This window comes from Aminobacter carboxidus (genome assembly GCF_014863355.1).
GTDB lineage: Bacteria > Pseudomonadota > Alphaproteobacteria > Rhizobiales > Rhizobiaceae > Aminobacter > Aminobacter carboxidus.
Map to the genome: position 1 here is coordinate 1,033,232 of NZ_JACZEP010000001.1, position 17,110 is coordinate 1,050,341.

Consider the following 17,110-nt stretch of genomic DNA (forward strand, 5'->3'; position numbering starts at 1 on the left):
CTTTTCGTTTGTGCGCGCTGGCAACCGGACGGTCGCGCCTTGCATGGTGCGGAAAAGTACGAAATACCGCGTCGATGGGCAGTGGCCGTGCTTTCGCGGCGCTGTGGATTTGAAGGACCGTGCCGATGGGCATTCACGAGCAGGACGCGCTGGCCGAGCCGGAAGACCTCAACTTCCAGCTCTATCGCGATGCGCCTTCGTCGGTGGAGTTCAACAAGCTGCGCAAGCGGCTGTTGCGGCTGACCCGCCAGGCGATCGAGGATTACGCCATGGCCAGGCCAGGCGAGCGCTGGCTGGTGGCGCTGTCGGGCGGCAAGGATTCCTATGGCCTGCTCGCTGTCTTGATGGATCTCAAATGGCGCGGGCTGCTGCCGGTCGAACTGCTTGCCTGCAATCTCGACCAGGGCCAGCCCAACTTCCCCAAGAACGTGCTGCCTGACTATCTCAACGCGAACGGCATTGCCCACCGCATCGAATACCGCGACACCTACGCCATCGTCACCGAGAAACTGCCGGAGGGCAGCACCTATTGTTCGCTGTGCTCACGGCTCAGGCGCGGCCATCTCTACCGCATCGCGCGCGAGGAGGGCTGCTCTTCGCTGGTGCTCGGCCACCATCGCGAGGACATCCTCGAGACCTTCTTCATGAACCTGTTCCATGGCGGCCGCCTTGCCGCCATGCCGCCGAAGCTGCTCAATGACGACGGCGACGTCATGGTGCTCAGGCCGCTGGCCTTCTGTGCTGAGGCAGACATGGCCAAGTTCGCCGAAGGCATGAAGTTTCCGATCATTCCCTGCGACCTCTGCGGCAGCCAGGAAGGGCTCCAGCGCAATGCCATGAAGGCGATGCTGGACGATATCGAAAAGCGCATGCCGGGCCGCAAGGACACGATGTTGCGCGCGCTGGCCAACACACGCCCGTCGCATCTGCTCGACCGCAAGCTGTTCGATTTTGCCGGCTTGATGGCTGGCTAGGATCAACGGATCCATCAAGACAACAGCCCGAAAAACCGGCTTGGTTTTTCGGGCTGTTTTCGTATTCGGAGACTGTGTCTCGCTCCCGCTGTCAGTGGACCTCAGCTACTACCGGCTTGGGATCGTGCTGGCCGCGAAACAGCTTGCCCTTCTCGGCGATCAGCACCATCACCAGGCCGATGGCGGCAACGCCGCAGAAGCCGATGGCCAGCGGCACTGTCGTGCCGTCGAAGGACTGGCCGATGGCCGCGCCGATCAACCCGCCACCCAGCGTCTGCATGAAGCCCTGCACCGATGACGCCGTGCCGGCGATATGGCCGAGCGGCTCCATGGCGATGGAATTGAAATTCGAGCCGATCCAGCCGAACTGGAACATCGCCAGCGCAAACAGCACGATGAAGGCGGCGAACGGCACCGGCCCGGTCAGCGACCAGGAGAGCCAGATCATGCTCACCAGCAAAAAGCCGATCAGCGCGCCGTGCGACAGCTTGCGCATGCCGAGCTTGCCGACAAGCCGGGAGTTGAGGAACGACGACACCGACATCATGCCGGCGATCGCCGCGAACACCAGCGGGAACCAGACGCCGAGCCCGTAGAGGCCGACATAGACCTGCTGGGCCGAGTTGATGAAGCCGAACAGGGCGCCGAAGATCGTCATCGAGGCGAGCGTGTACCACAGCGACATGCGCGTGGTGAGCACGGTACGAAACCCCTTGGCGATCGACAGGATCGACAGCGGCCGCCGGTCGTCGGGGTGCATCGTTTCGGGCAGCCGGATCGCCGCCCACAGCGTGATCGCCAGCGCTGACACCGCCATGACGATGAAGATCATGTGCCATTCCGAAAACAGCATGACGATCTGGCCCATGGCGGGCGCCACCACGGGCACGATCATGAACACCATGAAGATCAGCGACATGATCTCGGCCATCTGTCGCCCGCCGAAGCGGTCGCGCACCACCGAGACCGCGATCACCCGCGTCGATGCGGCACCGATGCCCTGGACGAAGCGTAGTGCAAGCAAGGTTTCAAAGCTCGGCGCGAAGGCCGCGGCAAAGGCCGCCAGCACATAGATGCCGAGGCCGAACAGCAGCGGCTTGCGCCGGCCGAACCGGTCGGAGATCGGTCCGTAGGCCAAAAGCGCCAGCGCGAGGCCAGCGAAATAGGCGGTGATCACATATTGGCGGTGGTTTTCGCTCTCGACATTGAGGGCCGCACCGATCTGCTGCAGCGCCGGCAGCATGATGTCGACGGCCAGCGCGTTGACGGCCATCAGGGCGGCGGCCAGCGCGATGAATTCCCAACGCGGAATCGGGAACACGCCCTGTTGGGCGCTGGGAGAGACTTTCTGTTCCATGCGGAATCCAATTCAAACGGAAATGCGCCGGAAAGCCGGCGCATTTGCCACAAACGGGACCCCGGAACAGGCCGGAGCCGGTAATTCTTATGTCAGGCGGCGCCCTTGACGCTCACGCCCTTCTCCTGAAGGAACGACTGCAACTCGCCGGCCTGGAACATCTCGCGGATGATATCGCAGCCGCCGACGAACTCGCCCTTGACGTAGAGCTGGGGAATCGTCGGCCAGTTGGAATAGTCCTTGATGCCCTGGCGAAGGTCGTTCGAGGTCAGGACGTTGACGCCCTTGTAGTCGACCCCGAGGTAGTCGAGGATCTGGACGACCTGGCCGGAAAAGCCGCACTGTGGAAAGCCGGGCGTGCCCTTCATGAAAACCACGACATCCTGGCTCTTCACTTCGCTATCGATGTATTCGTTGATTCCGCTCATGGCGCACCTAAACCTCAGATCTGGCCGGCGGACCGGCAATGTTCGTTAGACTGCTAGCATCTGCCACTATGTGGTTGCAACAGTCGAGCATTCCAAGCGTCGCGTCGACCCGAAATCCGGAAATGTGACCTTTTTGCCGCCTCGCGTCGCCCTTGGCTGCGCCGTCAGGTGCTGCGCCGCGCCTTCGAGCGCGAGCGCACGGTGCGCTTGCGGCTCGTCTGCTTCTTGGCTGGCCTTAAAAGCTTCTCGATCTGGCGCAGCGTCGCCGAATTCGAAGAGGTCGTGCGCTTGCGCCGGCGGGTCCGCTTGGACGTGCTCGACGGTTTCTTCAGAATGTCCTTGAGCACGCCGTCGACGACGCCTTGGACCAAATCGTTGATCAATGACATGAGCGCCAGCTTCCCGTTCTGTGGAGTTTCCCGGATAAAAGATCGGGCAACCGATGTCGAGGCCTTCGGCCTACTTGATCGCTCGCACACAGATGAACGCCGGCGAACGGTTGAGCTCGGCGAAATGCCTAGGATCAACGGCGGCCATTTCAGCCACCGGCAACGGCTCAACGAAACGGTCGAGGCGCCAGCCGGCATCGGCCAACCCGTTCAGTATGTCCTGCAGCGGCCGGCGGTAGGATTCGACATAAGGGTTGGGCTCGCCAAAGCCGCCCCAATGCAGGCCCCAGCGGTTCGTCGCGAAATAGTCGGCATTGCCGCGGGCGCGGGCATCACCCCAGTCGCGCATCGGGTGGCCCATCGAAAAGACCAGCCGGCCGCCAGCCCGCGCGATGCGGTGGAACTCGGTGAAAACAGGCTTGAGGTCTTCGACATAGTCGAGCGCGAGGGAACACAGGATCGCGTCAATGCTAGCGATCGCCAGCCAGTCCAGTGGCTTGGCCAGGTCGCCTTCGTGGAATTCGACGTCGAGACCCGCGCAGCGCTTGCGCGCCAGTTCAAGCATTTCAGGCGTAATGTCGAAGGCGCGGACCTTGGCACCTGCCCGTGCCAGCTTCTGCGAGCAGATGCCAGAGCCGCAGCCGGCATCGACCACGTCGAGCCCGGTGACGTCGCCGAGCAGGGCCAGCGAAGCCGGCCGCTCGTAAAGCGCGTTGTGGGGCTTGGTCGGGGCGGCCGCATCGTAGCGGTCAGCGAAAGTAGAGTAGGCGCGGCGCCCTATCTGATTGTCATCCGGGCGCCGCGTCATCGGAGCGCAGACCTTACTCGGGAATGCTGGTCTGCAGGGCAAGCGCATGCAGCACACCGCCCATGTTGCCCTTCAGCGCGTCGTAGACCATCTGGTGCTGCTGCACCCGGGTCTTGCCGCGGAAGCTTTCCGAGACGACCTCGGCGGCGTAGTGGTCGCCATCGCCGGCGAGATCGCGGATGGTCACCCGGGCATCCGGAATGCCGTCCTTGATCATCCGTTCGATGTCGTGTGCGTCCATTGCCATGTTGTCGTTCCCGCTCAGTTGTCCATGAAGCGAGGGAACCAGGATTCGTGAGCCGAGGTCAACTCGTCGATCGCCACGGCCCGTGCCTCGCCCAGCCTCAGTTCCTCGCCGCCGGTCGTTCCGATCCACGGAGCGTGGATGCCGAGCGCCTTGGCTTCGTTCCACAATTCCTGCATCTCGGCCGACTTGGGGTCAAGCTTGACGGTGACCAGGTAACGGCCCTGGTCCTCGCCGAAAAACACCGGGATCGGATTGGTGCCGCTGAGGCCTGGAACGACAGCGCCGATGCCGGAGGCCATGGCCATCTCGGCGAGCGCAACCGCAAGGCCGCCATCGGACAGGTCGTGCACGGCACTTGCCGTGCCGCTGCGGATCAGCTTGCGCACGAAGTCGCCGACCTTCTTCTCGTGTTCGAGATCGACCGAAGGCGGCGGGCCGTCGGTACGACCGTGAACGTCGCGCATGTAGATAGACTGGGCAAGGTGGCTACCCCACCGGGCCGGTCCGCCGACCAGCAGGATCACTTCGCCTTCCTTGGCAAAGCAGGCCTTGGCCATCTTCGACCAGTCGTCGATCAGGCCGACGCCGCCGATTGTCGGTGTCGGCAGGATGCCCTGGCCGTTGGTCTCGTTGTAGAGCGAGACGTTGCCCGATACGATCGGGAAGCCGAGCGCGCGGCAGGCATCGCCGATGCCGGTCACGGCGCGCACGAACTGGCCCATGATCTCGGGCCGCTCGGGATTGCCAAAGTTGAGGTTGTCGGTCGCGGCCAGCGGCAGCGCGCCAGTGGCGGTCAGGTTGCGCCAGCATTCGGCCACAGCCTGCTTGCCGCCCTCATACGGGTCGGCCTCGCAGTAGCGCGGCGTCACGTCGGACGAAAACGCCAGCGCCTTGGTCTCGTGGCCTTCGACGCGGACAACCCCGGCGTCGCCACCGGGGCGCTGCAGCGTGTTGCCCTGGATCATCGTGTCGTACTGCTCGTAGACCCAGCGGCGCGACGACAGGTCGGGACCGCCGAGCATCTTCAGCAATGCGTCGGCCACGTCCGCCTGCGGCACGTCTTCGGCGGCCAGCTGCGCGCGCTTGGCCGGCTCGACCCACGGACGGTCATATTCGGGCGCCTCGTCGCCGAGTTCCTTGATCGGCAGGTTGGCGACTTCGACACCCTGGTGCAGGACGCGGAAGCGCAGGTCGTCGGTGGTCTTGCCGACGATGGCGAAGTCGAGGCCCCACTTGACGAAGATGGCCTCGGCTTCTTCTTCCTTTTCGGGGCGCAGCACCATGAGCATGCGCTCCTGGCTCTCCGATAGCATCATCTCGTAAGCGCTCATGCGCTCTTCGCGCACCGGCACCTTGTCGAGGTCGAGCTCGATGCCGAGGTCGCCCTTGGCGCCCATCTCGACGGCCGAGCAGGTCAGGCCAGCCGCACCCATGTCCTGGATGGCGATGACGGCACCAGAAGCCATCAGCTCGAGGCAGGCTTCGAGCAGGCATTTTTCGGTGAACGGATCGCCGACCTGCACGGTCGGGCGCTTCTCGTCGATCTTGTCGTCGAATTCGGCCGAGGCCATGGTCGCGCCGCCGACGCCGTCGCGGCCGGTCTTGGCGCCGAGATAGACGACCGGCAGGCCGACACCCTTGGCTTGCGATAGGAAGATGCCGTCGGTCTTGGCAAGGCCGGCGGCAAAGGCGTTGACCAGGATGTTGCCGTTGTAGCGTGCGTCGAAATTCACTTCGCCGCCGACTGTCGGCACGCCGAAGGCGTTGCCATAGCCGCCGACGCCGGCAACCACGCCCGACACCAGGTGGCGGGTCTTGGGGTGGTCGGGTGAACCGAAGCGAAGGGCGTTCATCGACGCGACGGGGCGCGCGCCCATGGTGAAGACGTCGCGCAGGATGCCGCCGACGCCGGTCGCCGCACCCTGATAGGGCTCGATGTAGGAAGGGTGGTTGTGGCTTTCCATCTTGAAGACCACGCAGTCACCGTCGCCGATGTCGACCACGCCGGCGTTTTCGCCGGGGCCTTGGATAACGACGTCGCCTTTGGTCGGCAGCGTGCGCAGCCACTTCTTCGACGACTTGTAGGAGCAGTGCTCGTTCCACATCGCCGAGAAGATGCCGAGTTCGGTAAAGCTCGGCTCGCGCCCGACAAGGTCGAGGATGCGCTGGTATTCGTCCGGCTTGAGCCCGTGCGCGGCGATAAGTTCGCCGGTGATCTTCACGTCATTCTGAATGGTCATCGTAGATCGCAGAATCCGTTGGGGGAGGCGTTGGTGGCTCCATAGCGCATGATTGCGCTGGGATATACCGCCAATGGCCAGAAAGTCACCCTTTATGGCTGGAATTGGCCTTTGGCTTGAGGATGCGTGGCGATCAGCCGAAGCTGTCGTAGCCTGCGCTGCCCTCGTCGAGCAGGCGCCGCACCTTGCTCAGCCCCTTTTCGACGTCGCCGCGTGTGCGCGGCGCCGAAACGCCAATCCTGACGCGGTGGAATACCTGATCGGAGCGTCCGGCCTTGAATTCATCTTCGTCGTCGATCAGCACGCCCTGGCCATAGGCGGCGTTCTTGAAGGTGCCGGAGTTCCAGGGGTCGGGCAGTGCCAGCCAGATGAACGGGATGTTTTGAGTCATGTTGTAGTCGCAGCCGTCGAGCGCCTTGCGCACGATGTCGAGGCGGGCGCTGATCTCGGCAATCGAGCGGGCGCGAATAGCCGCCGCTTCGCCCGACAGCACGAGCCGTGCGCACAGTTCGGCGAGCAGGAACGGCATGCCGCCGGTGACCATCTTGTGGGCGACGCGGATGCTGTGCCGGAAATGCGCCGGGCAGGACAGCCAGCCGCCGCGCACGCCTGCGGCGACCGACTTCGACAGGCCACCGACGACGAAGACGCGTTCGGGGGCGAATTCGGCCAGCAGCGGCGTGTGATCGTTGGTCAATGCCCCGTAAAGGTCGTCCTCGACCAGCAACACATTGTACTTCCGCGCGATCTCGGCGATCGCCGCGCGGCGCTCGCTTGGCATGATCACGCCTGTTGGATTCTGTGCGGTCGGCATCATGAATGCCAGCTTGGGGTGCTTTTGGGCGCAGACGGCCTCGAAATCGTCGGGGTCGATGCCGTGCACGTCCGAATTGACCAGCGCCATGCGCCGGCCGATCAGCCCGGAACTGCGGGCGATCTGGGTGTAGGTTACGTGTTCGAACAGGACGTGGTCGCCAGGAGAGGTGACGGCGGCGATGATCGCCATGACCGCGGCGTGGGCGCCGAGCGTCGGCACGATCGTCTCGGGCGCCGGACGGAAGCCGTTGCGGGACAACCATGCGCTGCCCGCCGCGAACCAATGCTCGGGAAAGGTCCTGGTGTAGCTCGTCATGTCGTCGGGATGCTCGCGGCTGATTGCAGCGAGCATTGCTTCGATTGCGCGGCTCTGGCCGACATTGGGTGCAGCCGTGCTGTCGAAATGCAGCTTTCCCGGCGGCGCTTCCACCGCGCGAGAGCCTTCGTGGGGCAGGGGCGCCGGGGCGATCGGTGCCGGCAGTTCGCGGTCCCGCTCCATGATGTAGGTGCCGCGACCGACTTCGCCGCTGACCAGCCCGCGTTCGCGCAACAATGCATAGGCGCGTCCAACTGTGCCTATGGTCACACCGATGTCGTAGGCGAGGTTGCGTTGTGGCGGCAGCTTGGTGCCCGAGGCCAGAACGCCGCTGTCGATGTCGCTTTCGATGCGCTCGGCCAGCCGCAAATAAAGGGGGCCGGAGCCGGATGAAAGGTCGGGAAGCCAAATTGTCATGGTGACAATTCCTAAATTGCTATCATCACTGAGTCAATTCATAGCATTTCTTGTTACCAATAGACACAATGCGGACAGAGAAAATGAGTACAATTGATGCAATTGGCGGAGCTGCCGAAGCTGCATCTCCGTACACGAAACGTAGCGGTCTTCGTCGCTTCGTGCACTGGCTGGCGTTTTGCGTGGAGCGGCGGCGCACCAGGCTGGCGCTGCTGGAGCTTACAGACGACCAACTCGCCGATATCGGAATTTCGCGCTGCGATGCTTATCGCGAAGGGCTTCGTCCCTTCTACGATTGACTACTCCCATGGTCGCGAGCCGTCACGACCCACGGACGGTTCGGCTTGGGTGGAGGCGCGCCCCTGTGCCTCCACCTCTTTTGCCAACGGGCGGGCAGGCGGCGATCTTTCCGTCTGGAATTGTCAGGCGGCAGCGCCGCAGGAGGTATCGCCAGTACGCCAGCGATTGATATCCGAGCCGATGCGGGCGCCGAGCGCCTCGCTCATCAGCGGGCCGAAAACCTGGACCTGGCTCGAATTGCCCTGCGCCTGAACGACCAGCAGCGGCCTTGCGCCATACTGCTTGGCAGGCACCAGAAGGAAGCGTGGCGTGCCGCCGAAATTGTTCAGCTCGTTGGCCATCTGGTACTTCTTGAAGGCCGGATCCTTGCTGGCGAACCAGCATTTGTGAGCCGCAATCGCCACCTGTTCCATGGAACGAAGCGATGCGCTCTTGCCGGACGACGACGACGGTGGCGGCGTCTTCGGGCTGGAATTGCAGGCGGCGAGGCCGATGACCGCGGCCGTTGCCGCCAGAATCCGCAGAGACTTCATGCGCCGATGCCCGCCTTTTCAGATGATGAGGGGAGGAGTTTCCGGTGCGCTCAGGCTGCCTTGGCCAGCCCGAGTACGCTCTCGAACAGTGCGCGGCCGTCATTGCCGCCATGCGCTGCCTCGATCAGGTTTTCCGGGTGCGGCATCAGGCCGAGCACGTTGCCCTTGTCATTGATGATGCCGGCAATGTCGTTGACCGAGCCGTTCGGGTTGGTGCCCTCGGCGTAGCGGAACACGACCCGGCCTTCACCTTCGACGCGCGCGAGCGTCTCGGGATCGGCAAAGTAGTTGCCGTCATGGTGCGCTACGGGGCAGCGGATGACCTGGCCGGCCGCGTAGTTGCGGGTGAAGGCGGTGTTGGCGTTGGCGATCTCGAGCTTCACTTCGCGGCAGACGAACTTGAGCGAGGCGTTGCGCATCAGGGCGCCGGACAGCAGGCCCGCCTCGACCAGGATCTGGAAGCCGTTGCAGACACCGACGACTTGCACGCCCTTGGCGGCCTTCTCGGCCACGGCGCGCATAACCGGCATGCGGGCGGCGATCGCACCGCAACGCAGGTAGTCGCCGAAGGAGAAGCCACCCGGAATGGCGATCAGGTCGACATCGGGGATTTCCGTGTCGGTCTGCCATACGGTGACGGGCGCCTTGCCCGAAATCTTGGTCAGCGCCGCGATCATGTCGCGGTCGCGGTTCAGGCCGGGGAGGAGAACGACTGCTGATTTCATTTCGATTCGTAAGGCCTCTGAGGTTCGGCGAGTTCGCGCAGTTCCAAACGACGCTCGATACGCTCGAGCCATTCGTCGTGACGGTCAAGTCTGCGGTTGACGCCAGCCAGCGCTTCTTCCGCACCCGTCATACTTGTCTTGATCTCCTGAAGGTCGAACTTCATCTCCGGGAGATCGCCATGCACGCGCTTCAGCAGTTCGTACATCAGGTCGTTGGTGACTTCTGCCACTACACCCTCTGGTGCAACCTCAGATAAGCGTCACGCTATAATTCTCAATCACCGTGTTCGCCAGAAGCTTCTCGCACATGGCGTTGAGGTCAGCTTCCGCCTTGGCCTTGTCGGCGCCTTCGATTTCGACGTCGAAGACCTTGCCCTGGCGCACGGAACCGACGCCGCCGAAGCCCAGCCCGTCGAGCGCATGCTCGATCGCCTTGCCTTGCGGGTCCAGGACGCCGTTTTTGAGGGTGACGGTGACGCGGGCCTTGATCACGGGCATTTCACTCCGAAAGTGTCGACTGGAAATGATTCGGGCGCGACTGTGGTCGCGCCCGTTGCTGTCTAGTGTTTGACGAGAACCGGTCCGGTCGGACGCGGGGTCTCGTTTTCGTTCATGATGCCGAGGCGGCGTGCCACTTCCTGGTAGGCTTCGACAAGTCCGCCCATGTCGCGGCGGAAACGATCCTTGTCGAGCTTGTCCTGGGTGGCGACGTCCCACAGGCGGCAGCTGTCCGGCGAGATCTCGTCGGCAACCACGATGCGCATCATGTCGCCTTCGAACAGGCGGCCGCATTCGATCTTGAAGTCGACGAGCTGGATGCCGACGCCCATGAACAGGCCGGAAAGGAAGTCGTTGACGCGGATGGCAAGAGCCATGATGTCGTCGATTTCCTGCGGGCTTGCCCAGCCGAAGGCGGTGACGTGCTCTTCCGAGACCATCGGGTCGTCGAGCGCATCGGCCTTGTAGTAGAACTCGATGATCGAGCGCGGCAGCACGGTGCCTTCCTCGATGCCGAGACGCTTGGCCAGCGAACCAGCGGCGACGTTGCGCACCACGACCTCAAGCGGGATGATCTCGACTTCCTTGATCAGCTGCTCGCGCATGTTAAGCCGGCGGATGAAGTGGGTCGGAATGCCCATGCGGTTCAGGTGGTTGAAGATGTGCTCGGAAATGCGGTTATTGAGCACGCCCTTGCCGTCGACGACCTCATGCTTCTTCTTGTTGAAGGCAGTGGCGTCGTCCTTGAAAAACTGGATAAGGGTGCCCGGTTCCGGGCCTTCATAAAGGATCTTGGCCTTGCCTTCGTAGATGCGGCGGCGATTCTTCATTTGAATGATTCTCTGGTTGGAAGGGTGGACGGCAAGCTACCGGTCCCTTTCTCACGCCGCAAAGCCGCGGCGGCTGTGGGTTTCAAGGCCGGTCTCTATCTTAATCGGGCCAATTGCTCAATCATCATTTCCCGCCAATCAACGCCTTTTGCTGCGGAAATGCCGCACCGCACACGCAAATGGTGCAAAAGAGAGATATTGACCGGGCGGCGGGCTTTTGGTTTGAGGAAGTCGATATCATATGCACCGGAAGTCGAATCGATTTTCCCACTCCCTGGAGGATTGCCATGAGCAACATGAAGGACCGCGAAGAAGGTTTTGAACGCAAGTTCGTCTTCGACGAAGAACTGCGCTTCAAGGCAAATGCGCGGCGCAACAAGGCGCTCGGCCTCTGGGCTGCCGAAAAGCTTGGCAAGTCGGGCGCCGATGCCGATGCCTATGCCAAGGAAGTCGTGGTTTCCGACATCGAGGAAGCCGGCGATCATGACGTGTTCCGCAAGATCCGCGCCGATTTCGACAAGGCCGGCGTCGACCAGTCCGACCATCAGATCCGCCGCACCATGGATGAACTGATGGCGCAGGCGATCGACCAGATCAAGAACACCTGATTTAGCCGGACCCTAGTTTTGCTGGACCAACGAGCCGCCCGGATTCCGGGCGGTTTTTGTTTGCGCCGATGCTGGCTTCAGGCTGAAATGGGTACCGGCCAGAGCATGATCCCGGAAGGTAGGAACCGGTTTTCGGATAGGTAGTGCTCTAACAAGTGGATAGAGCCTCATTCCGATGCATCGGAATGGACAGGGCTCAGGGAGGGAGAGAAAAAATGTCGCTTGCCGAGAGACTGCATGCCAGCGAGACCATCATCACGGCCTGGTCTGGCGTGCCGGATGCGTTGACCGTCGAAATCCTGGCCGGGCAGGGCTTTGATGCCGTCACCCTCGACATGCAGCATGGCGGACACAATGAAGACAGCGTGCTGCGCTCGATCGCGCCGGTGCTGCGGGCCGGGAAGCACTCGCTCGTGCGGGTTCCGGTTGGCCGATTCGACATGGCGAGCCGGGCGCTCGATTTCGGTGCCGAGGCCGTCATCGCGCCGATGGTCAATTCGGTCGAGGACGCCAGGCGCTTCGCTGCCGCGATGAAATACCCGCCGCTTGGCGAGCGTTCCTGGGGCCCGACCTTTGCTTCGCCACGTCATAGCAGCAAGGATCCAGTCAAATGGCTGAAGGAGAGCAACGCACGCACTGTCTCCTTCGCCATGGTCGAGACCCATGCCGCGGTCGCCGTGCTCGACGGTATTCTGGCGACGCCGGGCATTGATGGCATCTTCCTTGGGCCGGGCGACTTTTCCATCGCCTGGACGAAGGGCGAGACGATCAATTCGACGCTCGAGGACATGATGGCAACTGTCGCCGACGTCGGCAGGCGAACCCGCGCCGCCGGCAAGCATGCCGGTATCTATGTCACCGATCCAAAGATCGCGGGGCGTTTCGTCGATATGGGCTACCAGCTACTGGCGACGGGCTCAGAGCACCAGCTGATCGCGGCTGGCGCTGCGGGCCTGCTTGCCGATCTCAAGAAGTCACTCGGCTAGCAGGCCCGCGTCCGCTTGGGCGCGTGACCGATATCTCAGATCGAAAGGCTTTCAGCCTTCCAGGCGCGACAGGAACTGCGCGAACACCATCGATCCCTCGGGCCAGGGACCAAAGCCGGAATCGGCATTGATGTGGCCGGCTTCGCCGGCCTCGACGAACAGCGAGCCCCACGCGGCGGCAATGTCTTCGGCGACGTCGAGCTTGCAATAGGGGTCGTTGCTGGAGGCGACCACGACGGATGGGAACGGCAACGGGTCGCGCGGGTAGGGGCCGAACGTCATCAGGTGCTTTGGCCGGATCGCCGGATTGGAAACGTCCGGGGGCGCCACGAAGAAGCCCCCCGCCACATGTTTCTTGAAGCCGGCAATGGCATGGATGGCGGTCGGGATGCCGAGCGAGTGCGCAACCAGCACCACCGGGCGTTCGGCGGCGTTGACGGCGGCGATGACCTTGGCCGTCCAGTCCTCGCGCACCGGCTTCGACCACTCGTCCTGCTCGACGCGGCGCGCGGTCGACAGCTTTTCCTCCCAGCGGCTCTGCCAGTGGGATGGCCCCGAATTGGTGTATCCGGGAACGATGATGATATCGGCGTCTTTTACCTTCATGTCGCGGATGTAGCGATCCGATCTCGCCGGTGCAAGCCGGTGCGGCCTACAGTTCCATGTGCACGATCTCGATCGGAACGCCGCCGCTGCCGTGGGAGAAATAGCCCCGCTCGACCTTACGAAAGCCATGCCGGCGATAAAAGCCCTCGGCATTGACGGTCGATTCAACCTTGATCGGCCCGTCGTGACCCTGCCGCGCATTCTTGATACCGATTTCCAGCAGCCTCTTGCCTAGGCCCGAGCCTGCGGCATCGGCCAATAGGAACAGCCGTGTGACCTCGCCCGGCTCGGAATCGACAAAACCGACGATCCTGCCGTCTTGCTCGGCAACGACCATGAGCCCTTTGGCGATCATCTCTTCGTAGGTGTCTGCCGTGCGTCGACCCATCCATCCGGCGATCTGCTCGGCGGAGTAGTGGCCCTTCGCCAGCTCGCAAACGGAAGCCTGCGTGACATCAAACGCGGCTTGCCCGTCACCACGGCGTGCCGGCCTCAGGGATGTATGTTCACTCATGAAAAGCACCTGGATCAAATTCAGCAACCAAACAGCTAGCGTTCGGCATTGGAAAAGTCTCCGGCGATGGGCCGCTGGTACAATCAAACCCCAGCAAACCTGGCCGTTACCAGTAGCCGGAAGTGGTCGATTGATATCGAATCGTTGAACGCGGTGTTCGGTCTTTGCTGACTTGTGTGAACGATACGCGCAGCCGATCTATGACGAGACAGACAGCGGTGTTGGCCGGAGAATGGATTTTGGAACTGACACGACGCAAACTGGTTGGCAGCGCAGCCCTCCTCGCATTGGGCGCTGGGGTGCGGCCCGGCCATACGGAGCCCACGATGAGCAACCTACCTTTTGCCGCCACGACCCCGGTCAGCGTGTCCCGCGTCGGCCTCAAGGCCAGAGACGCCCAGGCGCTGGCGAATTTCTATCGTGACGTCGTCGGCTTGCAGGAACTCGCCCGCGATGGCGAAACCATCACCTTGGGTGCTGGCAGCCGCGCATTGCTGGACATCGAGTCCGACAAGGCGGCCCAGCCCGACGATCCACGCAGTGCCGGCCTGTTTCACACCGCCTTCCTGTTGCCGAGCCGTGCCGATCTCGGGCGCTGGATCAAGCACGCCATCGACAAGCGCATTCCTGTCGACGGTGCTTCCGACCATCTGGTCAGCGAGGCGCTCTACCTGACCGATCCAGAAGGCAACGGCATCGAAATCTATCGCGACCGGCCGCATGACAGCTGGAAATGGACCGGTTCGCAGGTCGCCATGGCCACCGATCAACTGGATATCCCTTCGATCGTCGCCGAGTTGCCCGGCAGTGATGGCGGCTGGCAGGGCATGCCGGAAAACAGCATCGTCGGCCACGTTCATCTGCGCGTCGGCGAACCGGCTTCGGCTGCCGATTGGTGGAAGACACAGTTCGGCTTCGACACGGTGGCGAAATACGGCAACAGCGCCGTGTTCCTGTCCTCAGGCGGCTATCACCACCATATCGGCGCCAATTCCTGGCAGAGCCCGGGTGCTGGAAAGCGGGACCTCTCACGCACCGGCCTGGCCTGGGTCGAGATGCGCTCGGCCGACGCCAAGGCTGCGTCGACCTACGAAGATCCGTGGGGCACCGTCATCCGGGCGCTGCCTGGCCAGCCGGGCTGAGCTTTGCTCCTGACATCGCCTGGCCGCGGCATGTGCTAAGCGGAACGAACCTGCCGATCGGGCAGGTTCGTTTTTCGCCGTGCATCATCGAGGTCGTTCATGTTGAAGGTCATCGCTCAGGATTTCATCAAGCCTGAGTTCATCGAAATCGTGCTGCCGCTTTATGCCGAGCTTGTTGAAAAGACCAAGCTCGAACCGCTGTGCATCGCCTACGATCTGTATGTCGACCAGAAGGATCCTGGGCATTTCGTCTTCATCGAGGAATGGCCCGATCGCTCGGCTTTGGATATCCATTGCCGGACCGAGCATTTCACCCGGCTGGTGCCGCTGATCAACAGACATCAGCGGCAGGACGCGACCTTCACCCTGATGAATGCGTTCGTGGCCTGACGACCCATCGCCGGATTCCGAGAACAAAAGGCCCTCTCGGCGATCTGCCGCGAGGGCCTTTTTGTTCATGCGGGCCTAGGGCCTGCATTGCTAGCCGAATACGCGGCTGAAGATCGTGTCGACATGCTTGGTATGGTAGCCGAGGTCGAATTTTTCACGGATTTCGCTCTCGGGCAAGGCAGCCGTCACGTCCTTGTCGGCGAGAAGTTCCTCAAGGAAATCCTTGCCTTCTTCCCAAACCTTCATGGCGTTGCGCTGGACCAGGCGGTAGGCGTCCTCGCGGGAAACGCCAGCCTGCGTCAGGGCCAGCAGCACGCGCTGCGAATGCACCAGGCCGCGAAACTTGTTCATGTTCTTGAGCATGTTGTCGGGATAGACGACGAGCTTGTCGATGACGTTGGTCAGACGCGCCAGCGCGAAATCGAGCGTCACGGTCGCGTCCGGACCGATCATGCGTTCGACCGACGAGTGCGAGATGTCGCGCTCGTGCCACAACGCCACGTTCTCCATGGCCGGTGCCGCATAGGAGCGGACCATGCGGGCGAGGCCGGTCAGGTTTTCGGTCAGAACCGGGTTGCGCTTGTGTGGCATCGCCGACGAGCCCTTCTGGCCCGGCGAGAAGTACTCTTCCGCTTCCAGCACCTCGGTGCGCTGCAGGTGACGGATTTCGGTGGCGACGCGCTCGATCGACGAGGCGATGACGCCGAGCGTGGCAAAGAACATGGCGTGGCGGTCACGCGGGATGACCTGCGTCGACACTGGCTCCGGCTTGAGGCCGAGCTTGGCCGCGACATGCTCTTCGACGCGCGGGTCAATATTGGCGAAGGTGCCGACCGCGCCCGAAATGGCGCAGGTGGCGATGTCTTCGCGCGCATGCACCAACCGCTCGCGGCAACGGGTGAACTCGGCGAAGGCCAGCGCCAGCTTGACGCCGAAGGTCGTCGGCTCGGCATGGATGCCGTGGCTGCGGCCAATCGTGACGGTGTCCTTGTGCTCGAAGGCGCGGCGCTTGAGCGCGGCCAGAAGCGCGTCGATATCGGCAAGCAGGAGGTCGGTGGCGCGCACCAACTGCACCGAAAGGCAGGTGTCGAGCACGTCGGACGAGGTCATGCCCTGGTGGATGAAGCGCGAATCCGGGCCGACGAATTCGGCCAGATGCGTCAGGAAGGCGATGACGTCATGCTTGGTGACACGCTCGATCTCGTCGATGCGCTCGACGTCGAACTTGGCAGCGCCGCCCTTTTCCCAGATCGTCTTTGCCGCATCCTTGGGGATCACGCCGATCTCGGCCAGCGCGTCGCAGGCATGGGCCTCGATCTCGAACCAGATCCGGAACCGGGTTTCAGGAGACCAGATGTCGACCATCTCGGGCCGCGAATAGCGAGGGATCATGGCGGGGCTCGTCCTGCTGAAGTTTCGTTGCGGCTCCCTAACAGAGGTGGGCGCAATGCTCAACGCGAACGGCAGGCAAACCACAAAGCTGCGGCGAAAAGGGCTAAGAATCCCCCGGGAAAGTACAGTCGCAGGCCCAAAACGGCGAATTGATAGAGCGCGACGAGCCCGGTGAAGACGAACTGGAACGCCCAGGTGATGGTGAAGGCCGGCGCGTGCCACTCGGCATAGTAGGTACGGTATTGCAGCGCGTAGAGCAGTGCCGTCAGACCGACCGTCATCACCCCGAGAGATACGAAGGCGGCTGCGAACGCCGTCTCGCGGCCTCGGCTATGCGACAGCAGGCGTGCCAGCGTCCAGCCGGCCGGGAATGCGACAGCACCGCCGAACGCGAACAATAACACTACCGTGCGGACGCGTACCGGCGTTTCCCAATGGTCGAACAGCACCGTCAGGAACGCGCTGGCGCCCATGGCAAAGCCCCAGACAGCCGCACCGAGGATCGCCAGCCGCAACGACGGCAGGGACTGGCCTAGCTTGTGGCGCATGCGCATCGGTCTCGTGGTCCGCGCCGCGCCGGCAGCAATCGTGTCG

22 protein-coding genes are annotated in these 17,110 nt (G+C 62.8%); 6 read left to right on the plus strand and 16 right to left on the minus strand.

What is annotated here, in order from left to right:
* The first annotated feature begins 125 nt into the window (after positions 1-125).
* Positions 126-974 carry a tRNA 2-thiocytidine(32) synthetase TtcA gene (gene ttcA, locus IHE39_RS04850; RefSeq protein ID WP_192565680.1) on the plus strand — a complete coding sequence of 283 codons (849 nt, stop codon included), beginning with the start codon at positions 126-128 and terminating at the stop codon, positions 972-974.
* Positions 975-1,065: 91 nt separating this feature from the next.
* Here the strand turns inward: ttcA and IHE39_RS04855 are convergent, their stop codons facing one another.
* The 7 genes from IHE39_RS04855 to IHE39_RS04885 all read right to left on the minus strand — a co-directional run bounded on the left by IHE39_RS04855 (position 1,066) and on the right by IHE39_RS04885 (position 7,992).
* Complete coding sequence (locus tag IHE39_RS04855; RefSeq protein WP_192565681.1) at positions 1,066-2,331, minus strand: multidrug effflux MFS transporter; 1,266 nt, start codon at positions 2,329-2,331, stop codon at positions 1,066-1,068.
* A 92-nt stretch (positions 2,332-2,423) separates the two neighbouring features.
* Positions 2,424-2,759 carry a Grx4 family monothiol glutaredoxin gene (gene grxD, locus IHE39_RS04860; protein WP_184768959.1) on the minus strand — a complete coding sequence of 112 codons (336 nt, stop codon included), beginning with the start codon at positions 2,757-2,759 and terminating at the stop codon, positions 2,424-2,426.
* A 164-nt stretch (positions 2,760-2,923) separates the two neighbouring features.
* Positions 2,924-3,148 carry a hypothetical protein gene (locus IHE39_RS04865; RefSeq protein WP_192565682.1) on the minus strand — a complete coding sequence of 75 codons (225 nt, stop codon included), beginning with the start codon at positions 3,146-3,148 and terminating at the stop codon, positions 2,924-2,926.
* A gap of 70 nt (positions 3,149-3,218) precedes the next feature.
* The gene (locus IHE39_RS04870; protein ID WP_192565683.1) at positions 3,219-3,956 is read right to left on the minus strand and encodes a class I SAM-dependent DNA methyltransferase; all 738 of its coding nucleotides are present in this window, start codon (positions 3,954-3,956) and stop codon (positions 3,219-3,221) included.
* A gap of 13 nt (positions 3,957-3,969) precedes the next feature.
* A complete protein-coding gene (locus IHE39_RS04875; protein ID WP_067962623.1) occupies positions 3,970-4,203 on the minus strand; it encodes a BolA family protein in 234 nt (77 codons plus the stop codon).
* 14 nt (positions 4,204-4,217) lie between these two features.
* Positions 4,218-6,443, minus strand: coding sequence for a phosphoribosylformylglycinamidine synthase subunit PurL (purL, locus tag IHE39_RS04880; RefSeq protein ID WP_192565684.1), 2,226 nt, complete (start codon positions 6,441-6,443; stop codon positions 4,218-4,220).
* A 133-nt stretch (positions 6,444-6,576) separates the two neighbouring features.
* Positions 6,577-7,992 (minus strand): aminotransferase-like domain-containing protein, encoded by a 1,416-nt coding sequence (locus tag IHE39_RS04885; protein WP_192565685.1) that lies wholly within the window; start codon positions 7,990-7,992, stop codon positions 6,577-6,579.
* 83 nt (positions 7,993-8,075) lie between these two features.
* Here IHE39_RS04885 and IHE39_RS04890 point away from each other — a divergent pair, with 83 nt between their 5' ends.
* A complete protein-coding gene (locus IHE39_RS04890; RefSeq protein ID WP_246485380.1) occupies positions 8,076-8,291 on the plus strand; it encodes a DUF1127 domain-containing protein in 216 nt (71 codons plus the stop codon).
* A gap of 123 nt (positions 8,292-8,414) precedes the next feature.
* Here the strand turns inward: IHE39_RS04890 and IHE39_RS04895 are convergent, their stop codons facing one another.
* The 5 genes from IHE39_RS04895 to purC all read right to left on the minus strand — a co-directional run bounded on the left by IHE39_RS04895 (position 8,415) and on the right by purC (position 10,878).
* A complete protein-coding gene (locus IHE39_RS04895; protein WP_192565687.1) occupies positions 8,415-8,825 on the minus strand; it encodes a hypothetical protein in 411 nt (136 codons plus the stop codon).
* Positions 8,826-8,875: 50 nt separating this feature from the next.
* The gene (gene purQ, locus IHE39_RS04900; protein WP_192565688.1) at positions 8,876-9,550 is read right to left on the minus strand and encodes a phosphoribosylformylglycinamidine synthase subunit PurQ; all 675 of its coding nucleotides are present in this window, start codon (positions 9,548-9,550) and stop codon (positions 8,876-8,878) included.
* A complete protein-coding gene (locus IHE39_RS04905) occupies positions 9,547-9,780 on the minus strand; it encodes a hypothetical protein (RefSeq protein ID WP_192565689.1) in 234 nt (77 codons plus the stop codon). The genes purQ and IHE39_RS04905 overlap by 4 nt, the downstream gene beginning before the upstream one ends.
* 19 nt (positions 9,781-9,799) lie before the next feature.
* The gene (gene purS / locus IHE39_RS04910) at positions 9,800-10,042 is read right to left on the minus strand and encodes a phosphoribosylformylglycinamidine synthase subunit PurS (protein WP_108609867.1); all 243 of its coding nucleotides are present in this window, start codon (positions 10,040-10,042) and stop codon (positions 9,800-9,802) included.
* 68 nt (positions 10,043-10,110) lie between these two features.
* Positions 10,111-10,878, minus strand: coding sequence for a phosphoribosylaminoimidazolesuccinocarboxamide synthase (gene purC / locus IHE39_RS04915; protein WP_115732345.1), 768 nt, complete (start codon positions 10,876-10,878; stop codon positions 10,111-10,113).
* Positions 10,879-11,165: 287 nt separating this feature from the next.
* Between purC and IHE39_RS04920 the strand changes: the two genes are divergently transcribed.
* Complete coding sequence (locus IHE39_RS04920; RefSeq protein ID WP_184768969.1) at positions 11,166-11,486, plus strand: DUF1476 domain-containing protein; 321 nt, start codon at positions 11,166-11,168, stop codon at positions 11,484-11,486.
* 215 nt (positions 11,487-11,701) lie between these two features.
* Complete coding sequence (locus tag IHE39_RS04925) at positions 11,702-12,472, plus strand: HpcH/HpaI aldolase family protein (RefSeq protein ID WP_192565690.1); 771 nt, start codon at positions 11,702-11,704, stop codon at positions 12,470-12,472.
* 51 nt (positions 12,473-12,523) lie between these two features.
* Here the strand turns inward: IHE39_RS04925 and IHE39_RS04930 are convergent, their stop codons facing one another.
* A complete protein-coding gene (locus tag IHE39_RS04930) occupies positions 12,524-13,078 on the minus strand; it encodes an RBBP9/YdeN family alpha/beta hydrolase (RefSeq protein WP_192565691.1) in 555 nt (184 codons plus the stop codon).
* A 46-nt stretch (positions 13,079-13,124) separates the two neighbouring features.
* Positions 13,125-13,619 carry a GNAT family N-acetyltransferase gene (locus tag IHE39_RS04935; protein WP_343070057.1) on the minus strand — a complete coding sequence of 165 codons (495 nt, stop codon included), beginning with the start codon at positions 13,617-13,619 and terminating at the stop codon, positions 13,125-13,127.
* 212 nt (positions 13,620-13,831) lie between these two features.
* On the opposite strand from IHE39_RS04935, the gene IHE39_RS04940 reads away from it, so the two are divergent.
* Together IHE39_RS04940 and IHE39_RS04945 are read left to right on the plus strand one after the other, a co-directional pair.
* Positions 13,832-14,734: a VOC family protein gene (locus IHE39_RS04940; RefSeq protein ID WP_434781279.1), complete on the plus strand. Its 903-nt coding sequence runs from the start codon at positions 13,832-13,834 to the stop codon at positions 14,732-14,734.
* A gap of 99 nt (positions 14,735-14,833) precedes the next feature.
* Positions 14,834-15,124, plus strand: coding sequence for a putative quinol monooxygenase (locus tag IHE39_RS04945; protein ID WP_192565693.1), 291 nt, complete (start codon positions 14,834-14,836; stop codon positions 15,122-15,124).
* A gap of 90 nt (positions 15,125-15,214) precedes the next feature.
* Here the strand turns inward: IHE39_RS04945 and purB are convergent, their stop codons facing one another.
* Complete coding sequence (gene purB, locus IHE39_RS04950; RefSeq protein ID WP_184768976.1) at positions 15,215-16,516, minus strand: adenylosuccinate lyase; 1,302 nt, start codon at positions 16,514-16,516, stop codon at positions 15,215-15,217.
* Positions 16,517-16,575: 59 nt separating this feature from the next.
* Positions 16,576-17,070, minus strand: coding sequence for a hypothetical protein (locus IHE39_RS04955; RefSeq protein ID WP_192566053.1), 495 nt, complete (start codon positions 17,068-17,070; stop codon positions 16,576-16,578).
* Positions 17,071-17,110: the final 40 nt, after the last annotated feature.

Bases quoted from the DNA above. Each gene is read 5' to 3' on its own strand.
- IHE39_RS04955 (WP_192566053.1), bottom strand. From the start codon at position 17,070: ATGCGCATGCGCCACAAGCTAGGCCAGTCCCTGCCGTCGTTGCGGCTG.
- IHE39_RS04890 (WP_246485380.1), top strand. From the start codon at position 8,076: ATGAGTACAATTGATGCAATTGGCGGAGCTGCCGAAGCTGCATCTCCG.
- IHE39_RS04945 (WP_192565693.1), top strand. From the start codon at position 14,834: ATGTTGAAGGTCATCGCTCAGGATTTCATCAAGCCTGAGTTCATCGAA.
- IHE39_RS04875 (WP_067962623.1), bottom strand. From the start codon at position 4,203: ATGGCAATGGACGCACACGACATCGAACGGATGATCAAGGACGGCATT.
- IHE39_RS04870 (WP_192565683.1), bottom strand. From the start codon at position 3,956: ATGACGCGGCGCCCGGATGACAATCAGATAGGGCGCCGCGCCTACTCT.
- purL (WP_192565684.1), bottom strand. From the start codon at position 6,443: ATGACCATTCAGAATGACGTGAAGATCACCGGCGAACTTATCGCCGCG.
- IHE39_RS04855 (WP_192565681.1), bottom strand. From the start codon at position 2,331: ATGGAACAGAAAGTCTCTCCCAGCGCCCAACAGGGCGTGTTCCCGATT.
- IHE39_RS04895 (WP_192565687.1), bottom strand. From the start codon at position 8,825: ATGAAGTCTCTGCGGATTCTGGCGGCAACGGCCGCGGTCATCGGCCTC.
- IHE39_RS04925 (WP_192565690.1), top strand. From the start codon at position 11,702: ATGTCGCTTGCCGAGAGACTGCATGCCAGCGAGACCATCATCACGGCC.
- IHE39_RS04885 (WP_192565685.1), bottom strand. From the start codon at position 7,992: ATGACAATTTGGCTTCCCGACCTTTCATCCGGCTCCGGCCCCCTTTAT.
- purB (WP_184768976.1), bottom strand. From the start codon at position 16,516: ATGATCCCTCGCTATTCGCGGCCCGAGATGGTCGACATCTGGTCTCCT.
- ttcA (WP_192565680.1), top strand. From the start codon at position 126: ATGGGCATTCACGAGCAGGACGCGCTGGCCGAGCCGGAAGACCTCAAC.
- IHE39_RS04920 (WP_184768969.1), top strand. From the start codon at position 11,166: ATGAGCAACATGAAGGACCGCGAAGAAGGTTTTGAACGCAAGTTCGTC.
- grxD (WP_184768959.1), bottom strand. From the start codon at position 2,759: ATGAGCGGAATCAACGAATACATCGATAGCGAAGTGAAGAGCCAGGAT.
- IHE39_RS04865 (WP_192565682.1), bottom strand. From the start codon at position 3,148: ATGTCATTGATCAACGATTTGGTCCAAGGCGTCGTCGACGGCGTGCTC.
- purC (WP_115732345.1), bottom strand. From the start codon at position 10,878: ATGAAGAATCGCCGCCGCATCTACGAAGGCAAGGCCAAGATCCTTTAT.
- IHE39_RS04930 (WP_192565691.1), bottom strand. From the start codon at position 13,078: ATGAAGGTAAAAGACGCCGATATCATCATCGTTCCCGGATACACCAAT.
- purQ (WP_192565688.1), bottom strand. From the start codon at position 9,550: ATGAAATCAGCAGTCGTTCTCCTCCCCGGCCTGAACCGCGACCGCGAC.